This window comes from Bradyrhizobium sp. 197, from assembly GCF_023073375.1.
In the GTDB taxonomy this organism is placed as follows: domain Bacteria; phylum Pseudomonadota; class Alphaproteobacteria; order Rhizobiales; family Xanthobacteraceae; genus Bradyrhizobium.
In genome coordinates this window covers 16248-42511 of record NZ_JADPJJ010000002.1, presented here as the reverse complement: position 1 = coordinate 42511, position 26264 = coordinate 16248, and the positions used below count along the sequence as shown (strand labels likewise).

At 64.4% G+C, this 26264-nt stretch carries 31 protein-coding genes; 17 read left to right on the top strand and 14 right to left on the bottom strand.

What is annotated here, in order from left to right; all coding sequences use genetic code 11:
• Positions 1-79 precede the first annotated feature (79 nt).
• The gene (locus IVB27_RS00390) at positions 80-2002 is read right to left on the bottom strand and encodes an FAD-binding monooxygenase (protein ID WP_247440510.1); all 1923 of its coding nucleotides are present in this window, start codon (positions 2000-2002) and stop codon (positions 80-82) included.
• A 103-nt stretch (positions 2003-2105) separates the two neighbouring features.
• Between IVB27_RS00390 and IVB27_RS00385 the strand changes: the two genes are divergently transcribed.
• Complete coding sequence (locus IVB27_RS00385) at positions 2106-2570, top strand: MarR family winged helix-turn-helix transcriptional regulator (protein WP_247440508.1); 465 nt, start codon at positions 2106-2108, stop codon at positions 2568-2570.
• Between the two features lie 121 nt (positions 2571-2691).
• Positions 2692-3123 (top strand): COG4315 family predicted lipoprotein, encoded by a 432-nt coding sequence (locus tag IVB27_RS00380; protein ID WP_247440506.1) that lies wholly within the window; start codon positions 2692-2694, stop codon positions 3121-3123.
• A gap of 7 nt (positions 3124-3130) precedes the next feature.
• On the opposite strand, the gene IVB27_RS00375 is transcribed toward IVB27_RS00380, so the two are convergent.
• Positions 3131-3748, bottom strand: a complete 618-nt coding sequence (locus IVB27_RS00375) for a L,D-transpeptidase (protein ID WP_247346795.1) — start codon at positions 3746-3748, stop codon at positions 3131-3133.
• A gap of 318 nt (positions 3749-4066) precedes the next feature.
• On the opposite strand from IVB27_RS00375, the gene IVB27_RS00370 reads away from it, so the two are divergent.
• The 4 genes from IVB27_RS00370 (at position 4067) to IVB27_RS00355 (ending at position 6522) form a co-directional block, all read left to right on the top strand.
• Complete coding sequence (locus IVB27_RS00370) at positions 4067-5068, top strand: hypothetical protein (protein WP_247440504.1); 1002 nt, start codon at positions 4067-4069, stop codon at positions 5066-5068.
• A 379-nt stretch (positions 5069-5447) separates the two neighbouring features.
• Positions 5448-5678 (top strand): DUF6894 family protein, encoded by a 231-nt coding sequence (locus IVB27_RS00365; RefSeq protein ID WP_211396093.1) that lies wholly within the window; start codon positions 5448-5450, stop codon positions 5676-5678.
• A gap of 92 nt (positions 5679-5770) precedes the next feature.
• A complete protein-coding gene (locus IVB27_RS00360; protein WP_247440502.1) occupies positions 5771-6160 on the top strand; it encodes a hypothetical protein in 390 nt (129 codons plus the stop codon).
• A gap of 116 nt (positions 6161-6276) precedes the next feature.
• A complete protein-coding gene (locus IVB27_RS00355; RefSeq protein ID WP_247440500.1) occupies positions 6277-6522 on the top strand; it encodes a hypothetical protein in 246 nt (81 codons plus the stop codon).
• Between the two features lie 21 nt (positions 6523-6543).
• Here IVB27_RS00355 and IVB27_RS00350 read toward each other — a convergent pair whose 3' ends face one another.
• From IVB27_RS00350 to IVB27_RS00330, 5 genes are all read right to left on the bottom strand, one after another.
• The gene (locus tag IVB27_RS00350) at positions 6544-6729 is read right to left on the bottom strand and encodes a hypothetical protein (RefSeq protein WP_247440498.1); all 186 of its coding nucleotides are present in this window, start codon (positions 6727-6729) and stop codon (positions 6544-6546) included.
• A 200-nt stretch (positions 6730-6929) separates the two neighbouring features.
• Complete coding sequence (gene minE / locus IVB27_RS00345) at positions 6930-7211, bottom strand: cell division topological specificity factor MinE (protein WP_247346707.1); 282 nt, start codon at positions 7209-7211, stop codon at positions 6930-6932.
• Positions 7208-8023 carry a septum site-determining protein MinD gene (minD, locus tag IVB27_RS00340; protein WP_247346704.1) on the bottom strand — a complete coding sequence of 272 codons (816 nt, stop codon included), beginning with the start codon at positions 8021-8023 and terminating at the stop codon, positions 7208-7210. The genes minE and minD overlap by 4 nt, the downstream gene beginning before the upstream one ends.
• A 21-nt stretch (positions 8024-8044) precedes the next feature.
• Positions 8045-8743, bottom strand: a complete 699-nt coding sequence (minC, locus tag IVB27_RS00335) for a septum site-determining protein MinC (protein ID WP_247440496.1) — start codon at positions 8741-8743, stop codon at positions 8045-8047.
• A 296-nt stretch (positions 8744-9039) separates the two neighbouring features.
• Positions 9040-10056 (bottom strand): ABC transporter substrate-binding protein, encoded by a 1017-nt coding sequence (locus IVB27_RS00330; protein ID WP_247440495.1) that lies wholly within the window; start codon positions 10054-10056, stop codon positions 9040-9042.
• 101 nt (positions 10057-10157) lie between these two features.
• On the opposite strand from IVB27_RS00330, the gene IVB27_RS00325 reads away from it, so the two are divergent.
• The 6 genes from IVB27_RS00325 (at position 10158) to IVB27_RS00300 (ending at position 15385) form a co-directional block, all read left to right on the top strand.
• Entirely contained in the window at positions 10158-10805 is a 648-nt protein-coding gene (locus IVB27_RS00325) for a TetR/AcrR family transcriptional regulator (protein ID WP_247346687.1), read from the top strand.
• A gap of 91 nt (positions 10806-10896) precedes the next feature.
• Complete coding sequence (locus IVB27_RS00320; RefSeq protein ID WP_247346677.1) at positions 10897-11667, top strand: ABC transporter permease; 771 nt, start codon at positions 10897-10899, stop codon at positions 11665-11667.
• A gap of 40 nt (positions 11668-11707) precedes the next feature.
• Positions 11708-12745 (top strand): NAD-dependent epimerase/dehydratase family protein, encoded by a 1038-nt coding sequence (locus IVB27_RS00315; RefSeq protein WP_247440493.1) that lies wholly within the window; start codon positions 11708-11710, stop codon positions 12743-12745.
• Positions 12732-13553 carry a GNAT family N-acetyltransferase gene (locus IVB27_RS00310; RefSeq protein ID WP_247440491.1) on the top strand — a complete coding sequence of 274 codons (822 nt, stop codon included), beginning with the start codon at positions 12732-12734 and terminating at the stop codon, positions 13551-13553. Before IVB27_RS00315 ends, IVB27_RS00310 begins: the two co-directional genes overlap by 14 nt.
• Before the next feature lie 6 nt (positions 13554-13559).
• Entirely contained in the window at positions 13560-14615 is a 1056-nt protein-coding gene (locus tag IVB27_RS00305; RefSeq protein ID WP_247440489.1) for a dihydrodipicolinate synthase family protein, read from the top strand.
• Positions 14603-15385, top strand: a complete 783-nt coding sequence (locus tag IVB27_RS00300; protein ID WP_247346660.1) for an ABC transporter ATP-binding protein — start codon at positions 14603-14605, stop codon at positions 15383-15385. Before IVB27_RS00305 ends, IVB27_RS00300 begins: the two co-directional genes overlap by 13 nt.
• 20 nt (positions 15386-15405) lie before the next feature.
• Here the strand turns inward: IVB27_RS00300 and IVB27_RS00295 are convergent, their stop codons facing one another.
• The 3 genes from IVB27_RS00295 to IVB27_RS00285 all read right to left on the bottom strand — a co-directional run bounded on the left by IVB27_RS00295 (position 15406) and on the right by IVB27_RS00285 (position 17918).
• Positions 15406-16497, bottom strand: coding sequence for a TRAP transporter substrate-binding protein (locus tag IVB27_RS00295; protein ID WP_247440487.1), 1092 nt, complete (start codon positions 16495-16497; stop codon positions 15406-15408).
• Between the two features lie 146 nt (positions 16498-16643).
• Positions 16644-16901, bottom strand: a complete 258-nt coding sequence (locus IVB27_RS00290; RefSeq protein ID WP_247346656.1) for a hypothetical protein — start codon at positions 16899-16901, stop codon at positions 16644-16646.
• Positions 16902-16964: 63 nt separating this feature from the next.
• Positions 16965-17918 (bottom strand): DUF2778 domain-containing protein, encoded by a 954-nt coding sequence (locus IVB27_RS00285; protein WP_247440624.1) that lies wholly within the window; start codon positions 17916-17918, stop codon positions 16965-16967.
• 191 nt (positions 17919-18109) lie between these two features.
• Between IVB27_RS00285 and IVB27_RS00280 the strand changes: the two genes are divergently transcribed.
• Positions 18110-18550 (top strand): DUF1810 domain-containing protein, encoded by a 441-nt coding sequence (locus IVB27_RS00280; protein WP_247346654.1) that lies wholly within the window; start codon positions 18110-18112, stop codon positions 18548-18550.
• An 89-nt stretch (positions 18551-18639) separates the two neighbouring features.
• Positions 18640-20721: a methyl-accepting chemotaxis protein gene (locus IVB27_RS00275; protein WP_247440485.1), complete on the top strand. Its 2082-nt coding sequence runs from the start codon at positions 18640-18642 to the stop codon at positions 20719-20721.
• 6 nt (positions 20722-20727) lie between these two features.
• Here the strand turns inward: IVB27_RS00275 and IVB27_RS00270 are convergent, their stop codons facing one another.
• Together IVB27_RS00270 and IVB27_RS00265 are read right to left on the bottom strand one after the other, a co-directional pair.
• Positions 20728-21318, bottom strand: coding sequence for an NADPH-dependent FMN reductase (locus IVB27_RS00270; protein WP_247440483.1), 591 nt, complete (start codon positions 21316-21318; stop codon positions 20728-20730).
• A 45-nt stretch (positions 21319-21363) separates the two neighbouring features.
• On the bottom strand, positions 21364-22311 hold the full coding sequence (locus IVB27_RS00265; protein WP_247440481.1) for an AraC family transcriptional regulator: 948 nt from the start codon (positions 22309-22311) through the stop codon (positions 21364-21366).
• Between the two features lie 301 nt (positions 22312-22612).
• Between IVB27_RS00265 and IVB27_RS00260 the strand changes: the two genes are divergently transcribed.
• From IVB27_RS00260 to IVB27_RS00250, 3 genes are read left to right on the top strand one after another with little or no spacing between them, the layout of a single operon-like run.
• Positions 22613-23719 (top strand): DUF2336 domain-containing protein, encoded by a 1107-nt coding sequence (locus IVB27_RS00260; protein WP_247440479.1) that lies wholly within the window; start codon positions 22613-22615, stop codon positions 23717-23719.
• Positions 23716-24036 (top strand): PilZ domain-containing protein, encoded by a 321-nt coding sequence (locus IVB27_RS00255; RefSeq protein ID WP_247440478.1) that lies wholly within the window; start codon positions 23716-23718, stop codon positions 24034-24036. Before IVB27_RS00260 ends, IVB27_RS00255 begins: the two co-directional genes overlap by 4 nt.
• Before the next feature lie 50 nt (positions 24037-24086).
• Positions 24087-25208 carry an HD-GYP domain-containing protein gene (locus IVB27_RS00250; protein ID WP_247440476.1) on the top strand — a complete coding sequence of 374 codons (1122 nt, stop codon included), beginning with the start codon at positions 24087-24089 and terminating at the stop codon, positions 25206-25208.
• Between the two features lie 27 nt (positions 25209-25235).
• Here IVB27_RS00250 and IVB27_RS00245 read toward each other — a convergent pair whose 3' ends face one another.
• Both IVB27_RS00245 and IVB27_RS00240 read right to left on the bottom strand, forming a co-directional pair.
• Positions 25236-25439 carry a hypothetical protein gene (locus IVB27_RS00245; protein ID WP_247346629.1) on the bottom strand — a complete coding sequence of 68 codons (204 nt, stop codon included), beginning with the start codon at positions 25437-25439 and terminating at the stop codon, positions 25236-25238.
• Positions 25440-25583: 144 nt separating this feature from the next.
• Positions 25584-26261: a nitroreductase gene (locus IVB27_RS00240; protein WP_247440473.1), complete on the bottom strand. Its 678-nt coding sequence runs from the start codon at positions 26259-26261 to the stop codon at positions 25584-25586.
• Between the last annotated feature and the right edge of the window lie 3 nt (positions 26262-26264).

Sequence of the window (26264 nt, the reverse complement as noted above, 5' to 3'; positions counted from 1 at the left end):
AGATCGAGACGGATACCGCGCACGGTTCAATATTCATTCGCCGTTCATCGAGACACCGCGCAAGCGCCGTGGCGGCCCGTCAATTCACTTGCAGCATGAAGACGTCGAAGTACGCAGCAAGCGCCGCAAAATCCTCGAGCGGCAGCACGGTCGCGACGTATTGATCCGGCCGCACCACGACCATGCAGCCGGCCTTGCGATCGATGCCGCGCATGGTGAAAACGTCTTGACCATTCTTGATATCCGGACAGAACATCTTCTCGTAGTCGATCAAGCCGTAGCGGCCTTTGCGCGGGAGCAGCAGTGCGGGCATCGCCTCGACGGCGAGCTCGCGATGATCCTGCTGGAACACCGCCCGCAGGTCGATGACGCTGTCGATGTCGGCGCCGGCAGGCGTATGGCGCCTGACCGGTGACTCCCGCGCCTCGGAGAGGAAATTGCACAAGGCGCGAATGGCCGAGCCCTCGGCCGCCGGATCTTCCGCAGGCGAAAACGCGTAGATGCGGAAGCGGCCATCCGCCTGCGCAGCGTGACCGAGATGGACCGGCTTGGCGTCCGCAAGCCGGATCACCGGCGCGGAATGGAAGCGCGTGCCGATGACGAGGCCTTGCGCGAGATGCTGGTGGGACGTCGCTCCGGTCAGAATCGACGGCCGGTAATGCGTCGCGGTGCCCGCGGTGTAGCGGCCATGCTTCACAAAATAGGCCTGCGTTCTGGCGGCATCGGCGCCGCCGGTCCTGGCGGCGGACGCAAGAATGCCCGCCCATTCGCGGTCGAAATCGATCAGCTCTTTCGCAACCGCCTGGCGCTCGGCCGAATAGGAATGCAGCAGGCTTGGCGCAGACTGCTTCCGCAAAACGGCGGCGAGCTTCCAACCAAGATTGAAGGCGTCCTGCATCGAGACGTTCATGCCCTGCCCCGCCTTCGGGCTGTGGGTATGGCAGGCATCGCCGGCGATGAAGATGCGCGGCAGACGCGAGTTGATCTCGGCCTCCGGCACGTCGTCGAACTTGTCGGTCAGGCGCTGGCCAATCTCGTAGACCGACCACCACGCGATCTCCTTCACCTCAAGCGTATGCGGCTTCAATATCCGCTGCGCCTTGGCGATCACGTCATCGGCGGTGATGTTGCGATTGGCGACGCGCTCGCCGATGTCGAGCTTGGCGAGCTCGACATAGAGGCGGACCATGTAGCCGCCTTCGCGCGGGATGATCAGCAGGCTGCCGTCCTTCGCCGACTGGATCAAGGCCTTGAAGCGGATGTCCGGAAAATCGGTCACCGCCAGCACGTCCATCACGCCCCAGGCATGATTGGCGGAATCGCCGTGCAGCTCGCGGCCGATCGATTTGCGCACCGTGCTGCGCGCGCCGTCACAGCCGACGACGTAGCGCGCCCTGATCGTCTCGACCTTGCCCTCGTTCCCGGCATCGACCCGTTCGAGCCGCACGGTCACGGCATGGTCGGCGGGACCCGCGGCCGGATCGACCTCGAGATCGAGCAGGCGCCGGCTGTAATGCGGCTCAAGCCTCGCCGGCGCTTTGCGCATGACGTCAAGAAAGCCGTCATGGATCCGCGCCTGGTTGAGGATGACGTGCGGGAATTCCGACAGCCCGTCCTCGACGTCCTGCACCCGGCCGCTGCGGACGATGTTTTCCGGAATCCGTTCGTCCGGCTTCCAGAACGTCGTCTCGTTGACCCAACAAGCTTCCTTCAGAACGCGCTCGCTAAAGCCGAAGGCGTGGAACATCTCCATGGTGCGGCAGGCGATGCCGTCGGCCTGCCCGACCAGCAGGCGCCCCGGCTTCTGCTCGACGATGCAGGTCTTGATGTCAGGGAATTGCGCAAGCTGGGCGGCGAGCGTCAGGCCCGCAGGGCCACAGCCGACGATGAGGACATCCACTTCGTCAGGCATGGCCCCCGCTGCGCCGGAAGCCTGAATGCGTTCTGCGGGATCGGCGATTTCAGGGTCGCCCGGTTGAAATCCATTGAGATGGAATTGCATGAGCACCTCTCCGCGAAACGTTCTGTTTGGATATTGCTCAGTATGCTGACTATCAGTATACTTGTCAACGACCCCAACCGTCCCTGCCCCAACGGAGAATCCGGTGAAAGACAACAACGACATGCCCGGACATCTGGCGCGCCGGTTCCAGCAGATCGCGGTGGCGGTGTTTCTGGCCGAGGTCGGCGATGCGGGCTTCGACCTCACGCCGGTGCAATACGCCGCGCTCGCGACCATCAAGGCCAATCCGGGGCTCGACCAGGTGACGCTGGCAGGCCTGATCGCCTACGACCGCACCACCATCACCGGCGTGATCGACCGCCTCGTGCTGAAGGGGCTCGCGGAGCGCCGGGCCTCGCGCCGCGACCGCCGTGCCCGCGAGCTCGAAATCACCGACGAAGGCCGCCGCACGCTGCGCAAGATCACGCCGGCCGTCGAATCCGCGCAACGCATCATGCTGCGCGGGCTCAGCGCGAAGGAAGGTGAGGAGCTGATGCGGCTGTTGCACAAGGTCATCGCCGCCGGCAACGAGCTCAGCCGCGCCCCGTTGCGCGAGGTGCAGGCCTAGGCCCCGTGTTTTTGCCCCTATTTGTCGCACACCCGCGAAACCTGGAACTAACGTTCGGCTGCTACTGTCGGCACCGTTCTGCGCTTAAGGCGCGATTAACTTTGCCGTTCGGGAGTTTTGGATGTCCAGGTTCATCATAGTCGCGGCGGCCGTCGCGCTCTCGACCGCCCCTGCACTCGCAAACGGCCATGGCGGCGGTGACCCTGCCCCGCCGAAGGTCGAGGCCGCGATCGCGCCAGCCAAAGTCGTCCTGACCAAAAAGGGTCCAAAGCTCGTCGATCTCAGGGGAATGACGCTCTATTACTACGAACGCGACACCACCGGGAAGACGTCGAACTGCAACAGCAAGTGCATCGAGAACTGGATCCCGCTGGCCGCAACGGCGGACGCCAGGGCCGTTGGCGACTTCACCGTGATCAATCGCGACGACGGCAGCAAGATGTGGGCCTACCGCTATCGCCCGCTCTACACCTCGCCCGCCGACAAGGCGCCGGGCGATACCAACGGCAATGCCACGACGCTGCAATGGCGCGTTGCCCAGCCCGCGGAGTAGGGCGACCTCACCCGCGCCAGCTGGGCCTCGCCTCGACTTGCGCGCTCTGTCCGGGCGGTAACACCACGACCGTTGAATTGAGCTTCACCCGGTCATAGAGATCGATCACGTCCTCGTTGCGCATCCGGATGCATCCGGACGAGATCGCCTGCCCGATATATTCCGGCTGGTTGGTGCCGTGGATGCGGTAGAGCGTGTCCTTGTTGCCGGAATAGAGATAGATGCCCCGTGCGCCCAGCGGATTGGCGGGACCGCCGGTGACGCGCGCTGGATAGGGTCCGAGCCGCGCCTGGATGTCCGCTGTCGGAACCCAGTCCGGCCATTCCGCCAACCGGCCGACCCGCGCCACGCCGGAGAACGCCATGGCTTCCTCGCCGACCGCGACGCCATAACGCATCGCCTTGCCGTCGGGCAGCACGAAATAGAGGTAGCGCGCATTGGTATCGACCAGGATCGTACCTGGCTGCTCCTTGCGTGGATAATCGACGATATGCCGGAGATATTGCTCGGGCACGTTCGCCTGCGCGTAAGGCGCATGCGCCAGCAACTGCCGGTCGCGCGGCGTCATGCTCGCATCCGTTGATGGCGAAAGTGTCGCCTGCATGCAACCGCCAAGCGGAAGCATGGCAACGACGAATAGAACGAATAAAGATTTTGGCACCGCTGGCCCCGATAGCGATAGCAGCACCCCCAGCGGTACCAGATGCTGCCCAAATCGTGCTGAAAACAAGGCAATGCGGAACACGTGCGCGTGTTTGACCGAGCGGGTTCCATCACCACAAACGGTGGAAGAGCGTCGCACAGTCTCCATCCCCTCGCCTTGCTTTGGTCAAATCCGGCTGGACTCGTGCGTATCGTGCTTGGCTCGTCAGATTTGGATGGGCTCACCTCAACGGATCGGCTCGCGCCAATGCGGACGACGAAGGCATCAAAAGGAGCTGCGATGCTCGCGACGCTGAACTCTCGGCAAATCGTCGATGAGATCGTGAAGGATACGGTCACGAACAATGACCCGCACGACGCCGTGCAGATTTCGCCCGAGATGGTGCTGGCCTCTCGCGCCATCGGCGTTGCGCCCGCGTTCGCGCCTGAGATCACGACCCGTCCAGAGCCCAAAATAGATCCGGCGTTCACGCCGAAGTCCAAAGTTGGTCCGGAGCCGAAGTTCAGCCCTGTCGCGGGGCCGCAGGCGGCGGTGCCTTCGGTCGACACCGCCGTGCGCATCGCGGCCAGTGATGGTCGCGGCCGGCAGAAGCGATCCTCCGCCGGCAAATGGCTGCGCGGCGCGCTCGTCACGTTGCTGTTTGCGGGCGGCAGCGCGGCCGCCACTGTCGCCTGGGAGAATCACGGCGACACCGCAAGACAGTTGCTGGCCGAATGGACGCCGGCATTGGCGTCGCTGCTGCCTTCGACGTCGCAGACGGCACCGGTCGCCGCCGCGCAGGCCGCGCCACCTGCGGAGCAGGCCGCAACGGATCAAGCCGCAGCGGATCAAGCGACCGATCAATCCGTGGCGCCGCCTCCAACTCAGGTTGCAGCAGCCGTGCCCACGGCAACACAGTCCGATCCTGTGCAATCGATGACGCGCGATCTCGCCGCGATGGCGCAGCAGATCGAGCAGCTCAAGGTCAACATCGCCGAGTTGAAGGCCGGACAGGAGCAGATGGCGCGCGAGATGGCGAAGCCGCCCGCGCCAAAGCCGGTGGCCGATGCAAGGCCGCCCGTCGATCCGCGCGCGCGCGTGTCCGCGCGGCCTCCGGCGCCGCCGGTTCGCAAGCCGAAGCCGGCCGTGTCGCAGACTTACATGCCGTCTTATTCGCCCGCGCCGCTCGCACCGCCGCCTTCGCAGGCGGCCACGGTCCCACCGCCAGCTGCGCCCATAACGACGCAAGCCGTTGCCGACGACGATGGACCTGTCGTGCGTCCGCCAATGCCGTTGCGCTGAACGATCGTCACGCGACGATGCAGAGTGTTGCGACTAAGGATGCTGTCCGAGTCGATATGATGCGTTGAGTCCGGGCAACCACGGGAAGCGACGCTTCGCGCGCTTTGCATCAAGAGAAAAGGCCGTCGGGATCTATGCCGGCGGCCTTCTCTTGCAGCTGCCGGTTCCCGGAGCCCGGTTCTGCTGCAATTCCATGCCTCATGATCGCGCCGACATATTTAATAAAATCTTAACGCACTTGAATGTTGCACATCATTTCTGCGCCATAAGCACAGAGATTGCGCGCGCCGTTCATTCGATAAACATCGACTCAGTGGTACCATCGGTCACGTGTTGAAACGTCCACTCGAAGCTCAATTCGTCATACCGGGGAATTCGGATGCCTTACTATTCCTTCGATCTCGTGGTTGGTGAAGAGTTCAAGAACCAGGGCGGAATCATCCTAGAAGACATCGAGGGTGCTTCCGACCGCGCCGACCAACTGGCCACCGAACTTTCGCAGGTGAAGCCGGAGTTGCAACGCAAGGGTTGCGCTGTGCGCGTCACCGACCGCGATCACAACGAGGTCTACCGCACACCGCTAGATCCCGTGCCGGCCTGGCAACGCTAGCTCGCCGGCCGGCCTCGCGGCCGCGCGCTATCCCCATTGCGGAGCGGCGCTCCAGCCGCTAGCCTTCCCAAAAATGCGGGGAGGTACCAAGGATGCGCACTGGTTTTCTGATGACGGCCCTGTTGCTGCTGGCGGCGCCGGTCCAAGCGGCCGACCATCCACGTTCGACCTATGTCACGTTGGTCTTGCAGGCCTTCGCCGCCAAGGTCGAATGTCCTGGCACGGATGTCGTCTACCAGGACCTGGTGCAGAAGGCGGAGCAGATGCAGCTGCCCGATGGTACCACCGAGAAGGTGCGCAAGGCGATCGCCTGGATGCACACCGGTGGCAAGATGGGCGAGAAGCAGGACGACGATTTGATGGCCGAGGTCGCGGTGGCCACCCAGGCGACCGATCTCAACCAGCGCCGCCTCGGCATGCCCAGCTGGTGCGAAGCCCAAAAGACCAACCTCGCCGGCCTGATCCGCAGCAAGGGCGGCTAGCAAGGCGGTTCCTCACCGCGTTAAGCACGCGACGGCGAAGGCGCTGTCGCGGCTAATAATTGTCACAATTCTTGCCAGCATGCAGGACCCCTTCGACCTCGAACAGGAGACCCCTCATGCGGAACATACATGTCGCTTTCGCCGGAGCGTTTGTCCTCGCTACGGTGCTGACTGCGCCGGTGCTGGCGAAGAACTCCGACGCCCAGAAGGGCGAGGACAAGTCCGCGTCCCCATCCTGCAGCGCCTATCAGCAGGCGCCAGACGGCTCATGGGAACCGCTGCCCTGCAAGGAGACAGGCGAGCGCAGCCAGCCGCAGACCCAGAATCGCACGCCGCAGGGCGCCGACCGCGGGGAGCGTTGAGCGCGCTCGGGCTTTGCGAGTTCAGCTCTGGTGCGGACCGCGCATGATCTTCATCGCCTCGGCGATGTGACGCCATTCTTTGGCGTCATCGGCCTCGCCGCGGCCCTCGCAAGCCTGGGCCTGCTCGGCGGCCTTCGCAATCGCCGCGAAACCATGCTGTTCCAGCATCTGGCGCGCGACGGTATGGACCTGGACCTCGGTCATCATGGGCGCTCTCCCGTTTGACGAAACCGCGGTGCATCGCTCCTGCTGTTCCGCGGGTCGTTGACAACGATTTCGCCGCAAATCCCGTTCCGCCAGGTGCCGATCACATCGGCCGGACTAACACAAATGACAAAGGCGGCCCGCTATGCCCAGCGGACCGCCCTATCACCCACCCCAAACTTGAAGGGCCTTCGGCCGCGTCCCTATGCGACCGCGACCCGCTTACGCTCGAAGTCATTGGGCACTTCGATATCGACCTCCAGGGTCGACACCTCGTCGCCGCGATCGAGCCGGACGATGACCTTGGTCGGATCCAGCGTGACGTGCCTGGAGACGACGGCGAGAATTTCCTCACGCAGCACACCGAGCAGATCGGGCTGGCCGCGCAGTCCGCGCTCATGGGCAAGCAGGATCTGCAGCCGTTCGCGAGCGACGGGTGCCGAAGCCTTTTTGCCGCGGAGAAGCCGAAGCAGACCCATGCTCATGCAGCCCTCCGTCGCAGCAGACGATCCATGAAGCCCTTGCGCTCGGTCGGCACCTGCATCGGCACGGTGTCGCCGCACAGTCGCCGCGCCGCGTCGATATAGGCCCGCGCGGGTGCGCCGTCCGCGTTCGACAACGTCACCGGTGTACCAACGTTGGAGGCCTTCAACACGTCCTGGCTCTCGGGGATAATGCCGAGCAAGGGGGTCGCGAGGATTTCGAGGATGTCCTCGATGGTCAGCATCTCTCCGCGCGCGGCGCGCGAGGGATCGTAGCGCGTGATGAGGATGTGCTTCTCGACGCGCTCGCCCTTCTCGGCCCGTACCGTCTTGGAATCGAGCATACCGATGATGCGGTCGGAATCGCGCACCGAGGAGACTTCCGGATTGGTGACGATCACGGCTTCGTCGGCAAAGCGCATCGCCATGGAGGCGCCGCGCTCGATGCCGGCCGGGCTGTCGCAGATCACCCAGTCGAAGCGGCCGCGCAGATCGTCGATGACCTTGCCCACGCCCTCCTCCGTCAGCGCGTCCTTGTCGCGGGTTTGCGAGGCCGGCAGCAGCCAGAGGTTTTCGAGCCGCTTGTCGCGGATCAGCGCCTGCGGCAGCTTGGCCACGCCCTGCACCACGTTGATGAGGTCAAACACGACCCGGCGTTCGGCGCCCATCACAAGGTCGAGGTTGCGCAAGCCGACGTCGAAATCGACGACGACGACCTTGTCGCCGCGTTGCGCCAGCGCAGCCCCCAGCGCGGCGGTCGTCGTCGTCTTGCCGACGCCCCCCTTGCCTGATGTCACGACCAGTACTTTACTCATCTGAAATATCTCCTTTGCTGGTCAGTTCAGTGCCGTAATTCGCATGGTGTTGCCCTGCAGCCAGGCCTGGGCCGGCTTGCCGCGCAGGGCGGCGTCGATATCGTCGGCGGTCTGATAAAACCCATCGATTGCAAGCAGTTCGGCCTCGATCTTCTGGCAGTAGATGCGCGCGCTGGTGTGACCGTTCACGCCCGCCATGGCGCGGCCGCGCAGCGCGCCGTAGATATGGATGGAGCCGCCGGCGACGACTTCGGCGCCGGAGCCGACCGAACCCAAAATGGTAACGTCGCCTTCGGGGAAGATCACGGTCTGGCCGGAGCGCACCGGAGTTTCGAGCAGCAGCGAGGTCGGCTTGGTCTCGACCTTGGTCTCAGGCTTCTTGGGCGCGCTCGGCTCGACCACGCAGCTCCGCCCGCCCGACAGCAGCGGCGGCATCGTCGGCGTCAACCGCGCCTCCTCCACACCCTCGATGCCGAGCACGCGGATGTTGCGGTCCTGGAGGCTGGTGAGCAGATGGCCGATCCCGGATTGGCTAAGATCGACCGAGGACAGGTCGATCACCACGGGCCTGCCGGCAAAAAAGCCCGGCGAGCGCGCGATGGTGGTGTCGATTTCCTGCAGCCAGTCCTGGATCGGAACCGTCGGCACGAACACGAAGGCCACATAGGAGCGCCCGCGCAGGCGTACCATTTGGCGTTGAGGTTTTACTGCAGCCTCCATATCGGCCGACTCGTTCCCAGTTATTGAATGGTTAACGATGCGGCCGATATGGTTAATGGCTGGTTAATTTCTCCGCGGGGTTACGTGGAGGCGGCCGGTAATCGCGCCTCGTGTCCCGGACGCGCTGCAACGCGCAGGCGTTGCTGCGCAGCGCCGGACCCAGGCCATACGGCCTGCTCCCGGCGAGTGGGCCCCGGCTCTGCAGCGCACCGCCGAAGAGGCGCTGCGCTGCGTCCGGGGCACGAGATCAGAATGCGGCACGCGTCCTTCGCAATGACGGGACGCCTTCCGCCCCCCTACTTCTTCACCTTGCTCGCATCCATCTTGATGGCGGGATCCAGCATCTTGGTCGTGAACGCCGTGGTCACGTCGAACGGCTTCTCCATGCCGAGATAGGTTTGGACCAGCTCGTAGTCCTTCTTCATCCGCTCGCCGTCGATCCAGCCGAGCGACTTCGTCGTCGTGAATTCGTCCGTCATCAAGAACTTGATGCGCTCCCACTGGCGCTCCTGGTTCTCCTTGTCGAGACCGGAGACCTGGTCGAGCAGCGCCTTCAGGCAGGGCGCGGCGTCGGCGACGCAAGTCGCAAAGGCCTTTTGCGTGACGCGCACGAAATCCTCGACCAGCTTCGGGTTCTTCTGCAGGTAGCCGCCGTTGACGATCAGCGAATTTCCGTAAGGGTTGAGCCCGATGTCCTTCCAGTTGACGTAGCCGAGATCGGGCCCGAACTCGATCACCTTCAAATCGTGCTCGTTGTAGAAGTCGCTGATGATATCGACGGTGTGGCTCTTGAGCGCCGCGATCTTTGCGGTCGGCCCGATATTGACAAAGCTGGCCGAGTCGGGTGCGAGCCCTGCGGCCTTCGCAAAGGCCGGCCACATCACCCGCGAAGCATCACCGGGCGGATTGCCGATCTTGTGGCCGGCAAAATCCTTCACCCCGTTCACGCCGTAGCTCTTCAGCCAATAGAAGGTCTGGCCGGTGTTGGCGTAGACGCTCATCACGGCAACAGTGTCGGCACCCTTGCTCTTGGCTACCAGCATGGTGGCGAGATCGGCGACGCCGAAGGGCGAGCCGCCGGAGCCAACCTTGGCGGCGGAGACGCCGGAGCCCTTGCCGACCTCGATGGTCAGGTCGATGCCCGCCTTCTCGTACCAGCCTTGCGCCTTGGCGTAATAATAGGGCGAGTGATCGGCCGTCGGCGTCCAGTTCAGGATCAGATTGACCGCCTCGCCCGCGGTCGCCGGCACGACCGGTGAACCGAGCATCAGGGCCAAAGCCAGGGCCGAGCCCGCCGCCTGCAAACGCTTCATCGCATCTCTCCTCATTGCCCGCGACCCGGCTTGTCGCTCTCCCCCCGTGAGGATACCAATGCAACAAGCCCGCTCTCCACTTGTCAACTGTTTGGTTGGAAATGCCCGCAAAACGTTCAGGCGACACCGTGCCGCAGCGGCGCGACCCCGTCGCCACACGCAAGAAGCTACTCACCGCGGCGCGCGAGGAGTTCGCCCGGCACGGCTTTGCCGGCGCCCGCGTCGACGAGATCGCCGAGCGCGCCGGCGTCAACAAGCAGCTCGTCTACCATTACTTCGGCGACAAGGATTCGCTCTATCTTGCCGTGCTCGAATGGGTTTACGCCGATATCCGCGAGCAGGAGCGCCAGCTCAATCTCGAGGGCCTGCCGCCGGAAAAGGCGATCCGCAAACTGATCGAGGCCTCGTTCGATTACCTCGCGGCAAACCCCGATTTCATCGTGCTTCTGAACGACGAGAACCGCGGCGGCGCCCGCCATGTCCGCGGCTCGACGCGGCTGGAGGCGATGCATTCGCCGCTGGTGAAGAGCGTGTCCCACATCCTTCACGAGGGCGTCCGCGCCGGAATGTTCCGCAAGGGGATCGACCCGATCCAGCTTTATATCTCCATTGCGGGCCTCGGCTATTTCTATCTCTCGAATACGCCGACGCTGTCGGCGATCTTCGGCAAGGACCTGTCGAGCCGGGCCGCGCGCCGCGCCCGCCGCCGGCACGTCGCCGATCTCGTGCTGCATTCGCTCCGGCCGTAATCAACCAACTGGTTGAAACTTTCCTCAAGGCCGGTTAGGCTTGCGACCAGCGGCAAGCGGCAAGGCGGCCGCTGGCAACAGGGAGCAACCGGTGGCAGGAGACGGCGCCCGCAATACGCGCAGCTTTGCGATCGTCCTGATCGTGCATCTCGCCGTGCTCGTGCTCTGGCAGGTCATGGTCGATGCCTTCCACGTGCCGAAATTCATCCTGCCCTCACCGCTGGCGACAATCCAGACGCTGGGCACCGCTACCTACGCCTGGGGCGCCAATACGCTGGTGACGGCGATCGAGATCCTCGGCGGCTTTGCGCTCGGCGCATTCGTCGGCGTCGCGCTGGCCGTCATCTTCAGCTGGGCGCCGCTGCTCAGCCTCGTGCTGCTGCCGCTGTTCGTGACGCTGAACATGATCCCGAAAGTGGCGCTCGGCCCGCTCCTCATCGTCTGGTTCTCCTATGGCATCGTGCCGAACATCCTGATCGCCTTCAGCATCTGCTTCTTTCCGATCCTGCTCACCACCGCGCGGGGCTTGCGCGAGGTCGAACCTGATCTGCTCGATCTCGTCAAATCGCTGCGCGGCTCGCGCTGGACGCTGTTCCGCAAGATCCAGCTGCCGGGATCGCTGCCCTACATATTCTCCGGCATGAAGGTCGGCGCCATCCTCGCGGTCGCCGGCGCCATCGTCGGCGAGTTCATCGCCTCCGAGCGCGGGCTCGGCTACCTCATGATCCAGGTGCAGTCGTCGCTCGATACGCCCGCGATGGTGATGGCCGTCGTGCTGCTGACGCTGCTCGGCGTCGCTCTCTATGGCTTGGTTCTCGTCCTCGAACGCATGTTCGTGGTCGGCGACGCAAGACAAACCTGAAAACACAAAACGGCAGACTTAAAGACCAAGGACCAGATCGATGCTCCTCACCCGCCAGAACCTGCCGAAGACCATCCCCGATATCGCCGCGCTAGACGATCTCCTGTGCCGCCCAACGCAGGCATTGATCGACGACCTCGCCACGGTCAAGGGCGACATCATGATCCTCGGCGTGGCCGGCAAGATGGGACCGACCTTGGCGGGGCTCGCAAAAGCCGCGGTGCCCGATCGCCGTGTCATCGGCGTCGCCCGCTTCAGCGACGCAAGCGTCAAGGACTGGCTGCACGCGCGCGGCGTCGAGACGATCAATTGCGATTTGATGGACGAGACCGCAATTCAGGCGCTGCCGAAGGCGCCCAACATCGTCTTCATGGCCGGCCGCAAATTCGGCGCGGAGGGTGATCTGTCGCTGACCTGGGCGATGAATGCGCACGTGCCGGCGCTGGTCGCCCAGGCCTTCCCGTCGTCGCGGATCGTGGCGTTCTCGACCGGCTGCATCTATCCCTTCGTTCCCGTGGACGGCAAAGGCGCGACCGAGGACATGCCACCGAACCCGCCCGGCGAATACGCCCAGTCCTGCGTCGGCCGCGAACGCATGTTCGAATATTTTTCGCGCAAATTCGGAACGCCCGGACAGCTGTTCCGCCTCAATTATGCGATCGACATGCGCTATGGCGTACTGCACGACATCGCCGTGAAAGTGCTCACGGGCACGCCAATCGACGTCAGCATCAGTCATGTCAATTTCATCTGGCAGGGCGATGCCTCGTCGCAGGCGCTGCGTTGCCTCTCGCATTGCACGGCGCCGACCTCGCCGATCAATGTCAGCGGCCACGAGATTTTGGCGGTGCGCGATCTCGCGCAAAAATTCGGCGCAAGGTTCGGCCGTGCCCCGGTGCTGACAGGCAAGGAAGAGCCGACGGCGTGGCTGACCGACACGTCCAAGGCGGTCGAGCTGTTCGGCCTGCCCGTCGTCGACACCGAGCAGTTGATCACCTGGACGGCGGACTGGGTGTCCCGCGCCATGCCGAGCCTCGGCAAGCCCACCAAATACGAGGTGCGCGATGGACGCTACTGACGGCCTGCCCGTCATCAAACTCGGCGTCAAAGACGCCGCCGCGGGCCTGCTCCTCTCGACGGAAGCACACTGGAACCAGACCGAGGAGGACTGGCGCGTCTTCCTGCGCGAAGGCGTCGTATTCGGCATCCGCGACGGCGCGCGACTGGTCGCTACGGCGGCTTTACTCCCCTACCCCGGCAACAACGCCTGGATCAGTATGGTGCTGGTGTCGGCAACGCACCGCCGCCGTCGCCTCGCAACGCGCCTGGTCGATGCCTGCCTGAAGACGGCGCGCGAAAATGGCCTGACGAGCTGGCTCGATGCGACGCCCGACGGCGTCGCCGTCTATGGACCGCTCGGGTTCACGCCGACGCTGCAATTGCGCCGCCTGAAGCTGGTGAAATCAGGTCACGCGACCGCGCAGGCACCTTCATCCGCGACGCTGGACGCGCTTCGTGCCCGGGACCTGCGGGCCACCGGTTTTGATCGCACCGCCCTGCTCTCTGCCTTTGCGCGGCGCCCCGGCTCACGTATCGTCTCTGCGAACGGCGCCATCGCGCTGGTTCGCGACGGACGCACCGCGCGCCATATCGGCCCCCTGTTTGCCGACGACGCCGCAGCCGCGCTGACCCTGGTCGATGCGATCGCGCAATCGGAGAGCGGACCGCTGCTGCTCGACGCCGTCGCGGCACAAGCCGCATTCCCTGAAGGATTGACCGCATCGGGCTGGACCATCGAGCGGCCGTTCCAGCGCATGCGGTTCGGCCCCGCCACTGCCGCGGGGGAAGACATGCCATTCGCCGTCGCCGGCCCTGAATTCGGATAGGACATCATGCACCACAGCCAGATCAACAGCGAGATCCGCAGGCTGATCGCCGACGGCACCGTGCTGCCGGCGCATCCGCTCGCGCTCACCGCCGAACGCCAGCTCGACCAAAAGCATCAGCGCGCGCTGACGCGCTATTACATCGACGCCGGCTCCGGCGGCCTTGCGGTCGGCGTGCACACCACGCAGTTCGCGATCCGCGATGTCGGCCTCTACCGTCCCGTGCTCGAGCTCGCTGCCGAGACTGCGGCGAACTGGACCAAACGTCCGCTGGCGATGGTCGCGGGCCTCGCCGGCCCGACCCGGCAGGCCGTCACAGAAGCCCGCACCGCGCGCGACATCGGCTATCACGCAGGGCTCCTCAGTCTCGCCGCGATGAAGAGCGCCTCCGAGGACGAGATCATCGCGCATTGCACGGCGGTCGCGGCCGAAATTCCGCTGGTGGGCTTCTATCTCCAGCCGGCGGTCGGCGGCGTAATCCTCTCAAGCCGGTTCTGGCAGCGCTTTGCCTCGATCGACAATGTCATCGCGATCAAGATCGCGCCGTTCAACCGCTATCGGACACTCGACGTGCTGCGCGGCGTCGCCGCGGCCGGCTCGCTCGACCGCGTCGCGATCTACACCGGCAATGACGATCACATCCTGCTCGATTTGATGCTGCCGTTCGACCTGCGCGACAACGGCGTCACCACGCGGACCTACTTCAAGGGCGGCCTGCTCGGCCATTGGTCGGTGTGGACGGCGAGCGCGATCAAGCAATTCGAGCGCTGCAAGGCGGCACGGCACAAGGACAGCGTCCCGGCCGATTTGCTCGCGCTCGATGCCCGCGTCACCGATTGCAACAGCGCCTTCTTCGACGTCGCCAATAATTTTCACGGCTGCATCGCCGGCTGCCACGAGGTGTTGCGGCGACAGGGCCTGATGCAGGGCTTGTGGTGCCTCGATCCGAACGAGGGTCTCAGCCCCGGCCAGAAAGACGAGATCGATCGCGTGTACCGCGAGCACGCCGACCTCAGCGACGACGCGTTCGTGGGCGCCAACTTAGACAAATGGCTGGCATGACCGAAGAGCCCTTCATCAGCCTGCGCGGTGTCCGGAAGATTTACCGCAGCCGCGGCGCCGAATTCCTGGCGGTCTCCGACGTCACCATGGACGTGCAGGAAGGTGAGCTCGTCTCGCTGGTCGGCCCGTCCGGCTGCGGCAAGACCACGGTGATGAAGATTCTGGCCGGGCTACACGGCGCCGACGGCGGCACGGTAAAGATCGGCAATGCCAAAAGCCGGTTCGATCCGACCCGCGACGTCGGCATGGTGTTTCAGCAGGCACTGCTGCTGAAATGGCGGACGATCCTGGACAACGTGCTGCTGCCGGCGGAAATCGTGGGCCTGCCGATCAAGGCCGCGCGCGGGCGGGCGCGCGATCTGCTCAATCTGGTCGGGCTCGCGGGCTACGAGGAGAAATATCCGCGAGAGCTATCCGGCGGCATGCAGCAGCGCACCGCAATCGCGCGCGCCTTCATTCACGACCCAAAACTGATCCTGATGGACGAGCCGTTCGGCGCGCTGGACGCGTTGACGCGCGAGCAGATGAATCTGGAGATGCTGCGGATCTGGCGCGAGAGCGGCAAGACCATCGTCTTCGTCACGCACTCGATCCAGGAAGCGGTGTTCCTGTCCTCGCACTGCGCCGTGCTGACCGCTGGCCCGGCGAAGATGGCCGATTATTTCCCGATCGACCTGCCCTTCCCGCGCGACCTTCCGCTCAAGACGACCGACGCGTTCGGCGCCTATGCAAGGCGGGTCTATGAGAAGCTGGGCCTCGGCGCGGCGTGAGCACCGTGCCCCTCCTGCGATCAGGTCTTGTTGCGCATCTTGCCGAGCAGATAATTGTCGTAATAGTTTTCCGCGATCTGCGTGTAGAACAGCAGCTCCTTCATATACGCGTCGTGGCTCTCCTTGGTGCGCTTGAACAGGTCGCTCTTGGCGGCGAGCTCGTTCAGATGCTCCTGGGTCGCGGTGTAGCAGGCCTCCATCACCGGCTGCGGAAACGCCTTCAGCTCCGCGCCATTGGCGATCAGCCGCTTCAGCGCCGCCGGATTCACGCTGTCGTATTTCTCGAGCATCCAGGCGCCCGCAGCTGACGCCGCCTGGTTGACGATCGCCTGATACTGCTTCGGCAGCGAAGCCCACTTCTCGTCGTTGACGATCATGTGCAGCATGGCGCCACCTTCCCACCAGCCGGGGAAGTAGTAATATTTCGCGACCTTCTGGAAACCGAGCTTTTCGTCGTCATAGGGACCGACGAATTCGACCGCGTCGATCGTGCCCTTCTCCAGCGCCGGATAGATGTCGCCGCCCGCGATCTGCTGCGGGACCACGCCGAGCCGCGCCAGCACGTGGCCGCCCATGCCGGCGATACGGAATTTGAGACCCTTGAGATCGTCGACGGTCTTGATCTCCTTGCGGAACCAGCCGCCCATCTGCGTGCCGGAATTGCCGCAGAGGATGGCGTGGGCCTTGAACGGCTTCAGCGCCTCGTTGGTGAGCTCGGCGCCGCCGCCGAACGCCCACCAGGATTCCTGGTGGCGATGGTTCATGCCGAAGGGCGCGCCAGTCGCATAAGCCAGCGCCGGCTCCTTGCCGATGTAGAAATAGAGCGGGGTCTGCGCCATCTCCACGGACGCGACGCTGACGGCATCGAGCGCCTGCAGGCCGGGGACGAGCTCGCCGGCCGCAAAAGTCTGGATCTGGAATTTGTTGTCGGTGGCTTCGGCGACGTATTTCGCAAAGGTCTGCGCCGTGCCGTAGATGGTGTCGAGCGACTTCGGGAAGCTCGAGGTCAGGCGCCATTTGATCTCGGGCGCGCTTTGCGCAATTGCAGGTGCGGCAACCAGCGTCGTCGCACCGGCGACGGCGCCGCCCTTGAGGAATGTACGGCGTTTCATGATGGGTCTCTCCCTGAAGTATGTTTGAATGTATCGGCCTGGAGCAACGACCTTCGCGGGCCCTTGCCTGTTCCTATAGCGGAGTTCAAGTTGTGAGCGGTAGCCCGGATGGAGCGTAACGCAATCCAGGCTACGTAGTGTTGCTCTCAGAGCAGCTTCGCGCTCACGAACAGCGCGCGCACGGCGTTGGTCGCCTGCACTACGAGCATGGCGTTGTCGGCGGCGCCTTCGAGCGCGGCGACCGCGTCTTCATGCAGCGAACGAAATTCCATCCACTCGACCGATTTGAAGTTGGTGAGGAATTGATAGGCCTGGCCGACGGTCGCAATCGCCAGCGTGTCGCCGTTCAGCTTGATCTTGAACGTCGTGCGCAGCGGGGTCTCGGAATTTTGGGGATCACTCATGGGCTGCTTCTGGACGATGACGGCTTAATGAAGGGAAAACGGCAGCCCCGCCGTGCAGGCCAATCAGGAGTCGGTGCTCGCGCGCTGCGAGGCGGTCGCCGATCCGCTCAGGCGCGGCACCACGATCAGGCGGTTGAACTCGCCGTTGTCGTAGGCCTTCATGAATCGATCATAGTCCTTGATCGAAACGCAGCCGTTGGAGTCGCCCCGCGGCCCGAGCATGAAATTGTGGGTGAGAAGACCGACGCGGCCGAGCGCGCTGGTGCCCTCCGCGGGGGTCAAGCGCAGCGCGCGGACGCCGTGGAACAGCTTCTCGCGCGGCTTCAGGTCATAGGTCGCGGGCGGGGTCGCGCCGACCATGCGCTGGTCGACATGCTGAGGGTCGTCCATCAGCGCGCCCATGCCCGAATGCGCTTCCAGCGCGATGCCGCTCGGCAGGTAGAGCGCTTTGGCCGAGATGTCATAGACCGCGGTCCGCGAATCGTAGCCGAGGGCGGCGAGATCCGGCGCCTTGCCGAACAGGCCGCTGTCCGGCGTCAGCGAGGCCAGCTTGATCTTGTCGGTGAATTTTTCGAAGAAGTTGCGGTTGTCGATCCTGGGATTGGCATCCGCAAAGGCCTGACTGGAGGCGATCTGGGCGGAGAAGGCCGCCTGGGCCGGGCGCGAGCGCGGCATCGGGACGCCACCATCGGCCCGCTGCGAAGGCCTTGTCTCGTCGACCACGTGCCTGTCGTCATCGGTCAGGGTCGCGCGCCAATCGTCGCCCTGAAGTTTCTGGGCGAGCATCGCCTTTGCGTCGCGCAATTTGAGCTGGACCGCATTCAAGGCGGAGAGCTCCAGCGTCCGCAGGCCGAGTTCGCGGGTGGGCGGACTGCCAGATGTGGAAGCGAAACGATCATCGAACGAAGGGGCATTGGCCGGCGGCAGTGCGGCGGTGGCCAGCGAGGCCGAATCGCCGATATCCGCGACCCAGGCGGCAGCGCCCAGCGCCAGCGCGACGGCGGCCAAAGACAGCAGTATCGTCTCGGCTCGCCCAATACGGCGGCGCGACAATAGCCCCTCGGCTTGTGCGCGGTCGGAAACCATCAGATCCCCAAAATCGACCCCCGGGGGGACCCACCCCCACCCGGAGATTCTATACCAGCTACCACATTGGGAGCCAAAAGTTAGGCATAATCGCGGCCGCCAAGGCTCCCCCAGGGTATCCAATGACCGATCCTTTCGATCTAACGCGCTTCGTCCGGGCCCAGGACCCGGTTTTTCGCGACGTCCAGGAGGAGCTGACCCGGGGCCGAAAGCAGAGCCACTGGATATGGTTCGTCTTCCCGCAGGTCGCCGGCCTCGGCTTCAGCGCCATGTCGCAGCGCTACGCCATCGCCTCCCGCGCCGAGGCCAAGGCCTACCTCGCCCACCCCGTCCTCGGTCCGCGTCTGATCGAATGCACGAGGCTCGTGCTCGCCGTCGAGGGGCGGACCATCGACGCCATCTTCGGTGCGCCCGACGACGCCAAATTCCGCTCGTCGATGACGCTGTTCGGCGCGGTGTCCGACGAACCTGTTTTCGATCAGGCGCTCGCCCGATATTTTTCGGGCGAACGCGACGGCGCCACGCTGGAGATCCTCGCCGCCCTTGACCGAAAGGCCAGGTGACCGCGGCCACGAGCGTAAACCCGGGATTAACATCACCTGCCTATTGTTCGTGCAAAATAATTCCCCCGCGCCAATTGCCGGACAGAATCATGAAAATCGGTACGCTCCTGACCACCGCCATCGTCTCGCTCTCGACCGTGGGCGGCGGCCTCGCCGTCTACGTCGCCGTGACGAAGTACCAGACAATCGAGCGGATCACCGAAGCCCAGGGCCGGCTCGCGATCGTCCGCGCCGTCAGCGACATCCCGCGCTATCTCAATCCCGAACGCGGCTTCTCCACCAACATCCTCTACGGCCCTGCCACGGTCGACCCGGCGCAACTCGCTGAGCAAGGCAAGCTGCGCAAGCAGACCGACGGCGCCCGCGACAGGATGAACGCGCTGCGCAAGGAGCTGCCCGGCCCGTTCGACGACGGCACCGCCCTCGGCGGCAATATCGACGGCATCAACGCGAAGTTCACCGCCCTGCGCGAGGCCATCGACAAGGCGATCGCCGGGCCGGCGGAGGCGCGCAAGGACGCCGCCAAGAAGGTCGTCGCCGACAACGCCGTGCTCAACGGCAGCGTGACCGCACTGCTCAACGAGCAGGTCCGCCGCATGGCGATCCTCAATGGCGATGCCTACCGCCAGTCCAACAACGCCAACATCGCCATGACGCTGCGCGACATCGGCGGTCTCAATGCCAGCGTTCACAAGAACCTCGTCGGCGGCAAGAAGGTCGCCACCGATGCCGAGAAGGCCGACGTTGCCCGCATGCAGGGCCGCAGCGACCAGATCGTGATGTCGCTGATGGAATTGCGTGGCAATCCCGCGACCCCGGCCAATGTCGGCGGCGCGCTCGAAACCATGAATTCGCGCTACGTCGAGGAGTTCGGCCGCGAGCTCAAGCTCGTCAAGGACGGCGCCGTCAGCGGCAAATACGAGCACGACGTCGAGACGTATTACGCGGCGTCACAAAAGGGGCTCGGCTCCATCATCGGCGTTCGCGATGCCTTTTACGACAACGCGGAGCAGATCCTCGCCGGCGCGTCTTCAGCCGCGCGCACCAGCTTCACGGTCGCTCTCATCGGCCTTCTCGCCGTGCTGATCGCCAGCGCCGGCCTTATCGTCATGGTCCGCCGCCGCGTCTGCGCCCCGATCGTCAACCTGACGACACGGATGGCGCGGCTTGCCGACGGCGATGTTGCGGAAGATATCCCCGGCGCGGAGCGCTCCGACGAAATCGGCGCGATGGCCGCCGCCGTTCAAGTGTTCAAGGACAACATGATCCGGGCCGACCGGCTCGCGGCGGAGAAGCAGACCGAGAACGACGGCAAGATGCGCCGCGCACAGGCGCTCGACGGGCTCACTCGTGCGTTCGAAACCAAGGTCACCGAGCTTGTCGGCGGCCTGTCCCGCGCTTCATCCACCATGGAGAGCACGGCGCAGTCGATGACCACGACGGCGGCCCAGACCAACAGCCAGGCCGCGGTCGTCGCCGCCGCCTCCGAGCAGACGTCGACCAACGTGCAGACCGTCGCCAGCGCCACCGAAGAGCTGACCTCCTCGATCGCGGAGATCGGCCGTCAGGTCGCACAAAGCACCGAGATCGCGGCCCGCGCCGTCGACAACGCCCGCCGCACCGGCGACACCGCGCGCTCGCTGGCCGAGGGCGCGCAGAAGATCGGCGACGTCGTCACGCTGATCCAGAGCATCGCCGAGCAGACCAATCTGCTGGCGCTGAACGCCACCATCGAGGCCGCACGCGCCGGCGACGCCGGCCGCGGCTTTGCGGTGGTTGCGTCCGAGGTGAAGTCGCTGGCGGGCCAGACCGCCAAGGCCACCACCGAAATCTCCGAGCAGATTTCGGCGATCCAGGCCGCGAGCGACGAGACCGTGACCGCGATCCGCAACGTCGCCGACGTGATCGGCGAGATCGACCAGATCGGCACCGCGATTGCGGCCGCGATCGAGCAACAGGGCTCGGCGACCAAGGAGATTTCACGCAGCGTCCAGGAGGCCGCGCGCGGCACCCAGGAGGTCAACACCAACATATCAGGCGTGCAGCGCGCCGCCGACGACACCGGCACGGCCGCGAGGGAGGTGCTGGGCGCGGCCGAGCAGCTGTCGACGCAGTCACGCGATCTCGCCGGACAGTTCGACCGCTTCCTCGGCGAGGTCAGGGCCGCGTAAGGCCGTTCAATACGGCGGCGCCTTGCGCGCCCGCTGCGCCTTCGCGGCCTCGATCCACCATGCGAGATCGTCGGCGAAGCGCGGGAACGAGCGTTCCAGCGCCTTGCCGCCCTCGCCGATCGGTTCGCCCGCCTCCGACAGCGTCTGCGCGATCGGGCCGACGCCGATGGTGCTCGATACCACCACCATGCCCATTTCCGAGAGCGTGCCGTGCCATGCGGTCGAGGCGCGCGCACCCGACAGCCGGCCAGCGGAATAGCTGACGATCGCGGCCGGACGCCAGAACCACTCTTCGAGGAAATGGTCTGTGAGGTTCTTCAACCCCGGCTGAATTCCCCAATTGTATTCGCCGGTGACGAAGACAAAACCGTCTGCGCCGCGGATCTCTCCGGCCAGCTTCTCCAGCGCCTCGGGTGCTGCGCCCTTGGCATACTCCTTGTACATGCGATCGAGCATCGGCAGGCCGATCGCCTTGGCGTCGATCAACACGACGTCGTCGCCGCGGCCGCGCAGGCGATCGATGACGAAATTCGCAAGGCGGATGCCCATGCGGTCGGAACGGTAGGAACCGTACAGGACGAGGATGCGATTACTCATGGCCGCAGTCTAGCACGAAGGCACAGCTCCAATCCATTGATCCCGCTATCGGCCTCGGCCGCGCTCCAGCGTTAGCGATGGCGTCTCGCCGAACTGATCGCGATAGCTTCTGGAGAAGTCGCTGAGATGCCAGAAGCCGAACGCCAGGGCCACGGCCTTGACGCTGTCGGCGCCAACGAGCAGCCGCTGGCGCACCAGCCACAGCCGGCGCAGGCGCAAATAGCGATGCAGGCTCATGCCGCGATAACGGCGGACGACGTCGTGCATGGTGCGCACCGGCAGGTTAAGCTTGCGCGCGATCTCCTCGCTGTAGATCGGCTGCGAGAGGTCGTCGGACAGAAGCGCGCGAATGTTCCGGAAGATCTTGAAATTCCGCTCGTCGTTGGGACGCAGGGTCCATCGTGCGGGGACAACGCTGTCGAACGCGTCATCGACGGCTCCAAGCAGCGATTCCTTCATGGCTGCGCCCTTCAGCGGCACCTCCGCTGCACCGACGGGTTCCGACGCGGCAGCCAGCACCTCCCGAACCACGCTGCGCAGCCGGTTCAGGCCCACGACTGGCGTTTCAAAAATCTTGAAGCTCGAGGCTGCGTGGGGCCAGCCGCGATCCATCACCTCCGGCCTGAACACCACCGAGGCAATTTGCCGCTGCACCTCCTCGATGGTGGTGTAAGCGGCGCCGCCGCTGCCGATGACGATAACCGGCCGGGCGCGCTGCGAGCCATTGAAGCGGATGGGCACGTTGAGGTCGTCCATCGTGAACCCGATCGCGGTGCAGTTCTCGACCAGCTGTGCGTCAACGATGCGGGGAAACGCGCGCGTCAAATTCACGTCGCAGCCGGGCAGCGACAGAATCGTCTGCTCGGCCGAAATCCTCCGTACGAAGGGCGTGAACTCGAAATTCAGGCCGCGTATGGCATTCCGAAATTCATCGACGTCGGAAAAACGAAATATCTTTGGCGCCAAGCTGGGCGCGTCATCAACACTGTTCATGGCAATACGAAACGTCGCGTCGCAACAGACGCGCGCCCGGCGACGATGCCGGTTCGAGCTTCCCCCTTTCGGCGTCCCGTGGGACCGAAAGAATCATCTTAATCCATCTCGATCAATTGGAGGGTCCCGTTGAAAGGACAAGTCGCCGGATCAAGCCTCGCCGAATTTCGATATCGTTTCCTGCAGTATCGGCGGTGCACCAATACCCGGGCGCTCAAGGTCTAAATTTCAAATTAACGCCTGTGGGGCACAATGGAGGTCATTGGTTAGTCGAAGTTCATTTTGAATACAGGCCCCTGCCATGATGGCAAATTCGCCTGCTGATGTTCTGGTTGAACTGGAAGATGCGGTCGCAACGTGTCCGCTGGACCGCTGCGCACGGATCCTTTCCGGTATTGTGCAGTTGCTCACTGGCAGCGGCGACCGATCTCAGGAATTGCTCTGCGGTGTGGTCGACAGCGTTCTGCTGCGTTTGACGGAACGGGTCGATGCCATTGCTCTGATTCAGCTCAGTGCCGCGCTTGCCGAACTCAAGGCGGCTCCGCCGGAGACGTTGCGGCGGCTCGCCTCGCACGCCGATGCGAACGTGGCGTGTCCCGTCCTGCTCAGATCTCAGGCACTCGCCGCAGCCGACCTTGTGGTGGTCGCAGCCTCCAGTGGCGAGCGGCATCTACGCGCGATCGCCGCCCGCAACGCGATCGAGCCGGCCGTGACCGAGGCGCTGATCAGGCGCGGCAGCTCGATCTGCCTTGCCCTGATCAAGAACCCGGGGGTCGAATTTTCCGACGCGGCTTATGACGCGCTGGTCGCGAAGGCCGAGCAGGACGGCGAGATCATGAAGGCGCTGGCGCTGCGGCCCGGCACGCCCGACCTGGTCGTGCGAAGGCTGCTCTCGGCCTCACCCGGCCCGACGAAGCCAGCCAAGCTCGACGCATCGGCAGTTTCGCCCGCGCAGGTTCCAGCACCGGCTCCGCTCAAGCCCGTCTGTCCGGCCGACTATGCGGGCGCACGGCCGGAGATCGTCGCCCTTAACCGCGTCGGCAAGCTCAACGATTCCACGGTGAACCGCTTCGCGATCCGCGGCGAGACCGCCAACCTGTTCACGGCGCTGTCGGTGCTGTCGACGGCTCCGATCGAGATTGTCGAGCAAGTGATGACCGATGACGACTGCGAGGGGCTGGTCATGGCCTGTCGGGCGTCACGGCTGAACTGGGCAACCACACTTGCGATCCTCACCAATCGCAGCGGCACACGGCTGTCCTTTGCCGAGCGCGAACGTGCGCAACACATCTTCGAGACACTTCTTCTGTCGACCAGCCAATGGAACGTGCGCTGGGGAGAAATCGCAGCAAGCGCCGGTACAAGCGATCGGGGAAATCGCGGCGCGAAAATGGGGGTTAACCGATGAAGTTCGATGGTCGCAAGGCGCTTCGCGTACGGATGGATCACAAGCAGGGCGTCAATCTGATGGGCTCGGACGGCACCTGGCAACGCAGCTGCGTCCTGCTCGACGTGTCTCAGAGCGGCGCGAAGATCGAGGTTGAAGGCACGCTCGACGTGCTCCAGGCCAAGGAGTTCTTCCTGCTGCTGTCCTCGACCGGTCTCGCCTTCCGGCGGTGCGAACTGGTGTGGATCGACGGCACCACGGCCGGCGTTCACTTCATCACCGCAGATAGCAAGAAGAAACCGGCAGCCGCCGCGCAGACTGCCGCTCAGAGGAAATAGGCCCAAGGATGCATCAGCCTCATCCAGTTCCAGCATAATTCAGGTCAACCGTGCAGAACGCGCGAACCATATCCCGCCCCGTCAAAAGCGACGGCGGCATCCGAGAGAAGGAAGCGGCACGCGCGTTCGTGCATGTGCTGGCTGATTCCTCCGACAAATTGTCGAGCGTTTGTTCGATTCTCGAGCAACAGTTTGCCGTCGCAGGCGAACGGCTCGACGCGGAAGCCAAGCTGTCCCAGATGCCGTTCGCGATCGTCATCCGTGCGGAATTGCGTGACGTTCACACCGTTGCGGCCATCAAGAAACGAGCCGCAAAGCTCGCGAAGGCGACGAAGCGCATCTTCCTGGTCGAGCACTCCTCTCACATGAGTATCTCGCAGGCCTACGCGCTCGGGGCCACGCTCGTCCTTCCCGGGACGATCGACAAGATCAAGTTATTGGCAGCGCTGGCTGATCCCGCCGAAGAGGCGTCTGCTTCCTCAGGTCACGCGCCGCAACCGGACAATGCAGTCGAAACCGCGGCGACCGCCATCGCCTCGATGTTCACGGCCGTCACGCGCGGCGAGCCCCTCGACGTCGACGCCACGAAGGAAGCCGGCCGCCAGATCGCCGATCGCATCACCCGGCATGGCCTGTCGGAATGGCTCACGACGGTGCGGCGCCATCACGAGGGGACCTATCAGCATTGCCTGCTCGTCACCGGCGTCACCATCGACTTCGGCCTGAGCCTCGGCGTCGGCAGGCGCGATCTGGAGCGCCTGTACACGGCGGCCATGTTCCACGACATCGGCAAGGCCCGGATCCCGCTTGCCATCCTCGACAAGCCCGGCCGTCTCGATCCGGGGGAACGTGCCATGATCGAGACTCACCCGGTAGCCGGCTATGATTTTCTGAAAGACCAAGACAATATCTCGCCGGAGATCCTCAATGCCGTGCGGCATCATCACGAATTTCTCGACGGCAGCGGCTACCCGGATGCGCTCTGCGCCGAGAACATCGGCGATGTCGTGCGCATCCTGACGATCTCGGACATCTTCGCGGCCCTGATCGAGCACCGGCACTACAAGCCGACGATGCCGAGGCCAGAGGCCTACAACATTCTCTGCGGAATGAATGGAAAGCTGGAGAAAGCTCTGGTCACCTCGTTCAAGCACGTCGCGCTCACGCGGTAACCGCGTCAATCCGTCGCCAACGCGGACCTAGTGCGCGGCGCGATGTCTGGCGCGGCGCGGGATGGACCGGCAGGCCAGCCCTTCGGCCAGCAGCTTCATGTCCTCGTGCCGCCCGCTGCGGATCAGCCGGCCGAGTTCGTCGGGTGTGAAAGGAAGAGTTGGATCATCATCGATCGGGCGCCGCACCCGCGGGCCGAAGAACCGCCGAACCAGGCTAGCCAGCCGCCGCATGTCAATTCCCTCGCGCCAGCAACAAACCTCTCAGTCCGCATATTGTTCCTCCTGCATGATCGAGATTGCAAGAGGCCGCTTGGCTCTACGCCCAAAAAAATCGTCGAGAGAATAATCTCCTCTGCGTGCACTACTCGACGTGCACTACTCGGCGAATCCGACATAGCGAACGAAATCGTCGTTGCCCTCGCGGTCCGAGCGCACCGCGTTCGCGGCAAAGTTGTCGTCGGGATAGCCCATCGCGACGCAGGTCATGATCACCTCGTCCTCCGGAATGTTTGCGACCTCGCGCACGATGTCGGAGCGCATGATGCCCTGCCCGTTGATCACCGAACCGAGACCGCGGTCCCAGGCCGCGAGCACGATGCCGTAGCAGAGCGCGCCCAGATCGAAATGGCAGACTGCGCCGGGATCCAGCACGCGGTCATACGTCAGCACCAGCGAGACCGGCGCGTCGAACTGGCGGAAGCCGCGCAGCACCCAGTCCTGCCGCATCGGCTTGTCGTCGCGCGCGATCCCCATCGCGCCGAACAATTGCTTGGCGATGTCGACCTGCCGTGTCCGGTGAACGCCCTGGTACTCGCCGTGGCTGACGATGTCGCGCTTGACCTTGGCGCCGCCGACCATTTCTTTCATGTTGCGCTGGCGCAGCTGTTCCAGCGGGCTGCCTGTGAGCACGTGGACGTGCCAGGGCTGTGTGTTCATCGACGACGGCGCACGCTTGGCGCTGTCGATGATCGCTTCGATCACCGCGCGCGGCACCGGCTCGTTCCTGAAGCCACGCACGCTGCGGCGCGACTGGACCAGCGTTTCGAATTCCACCTC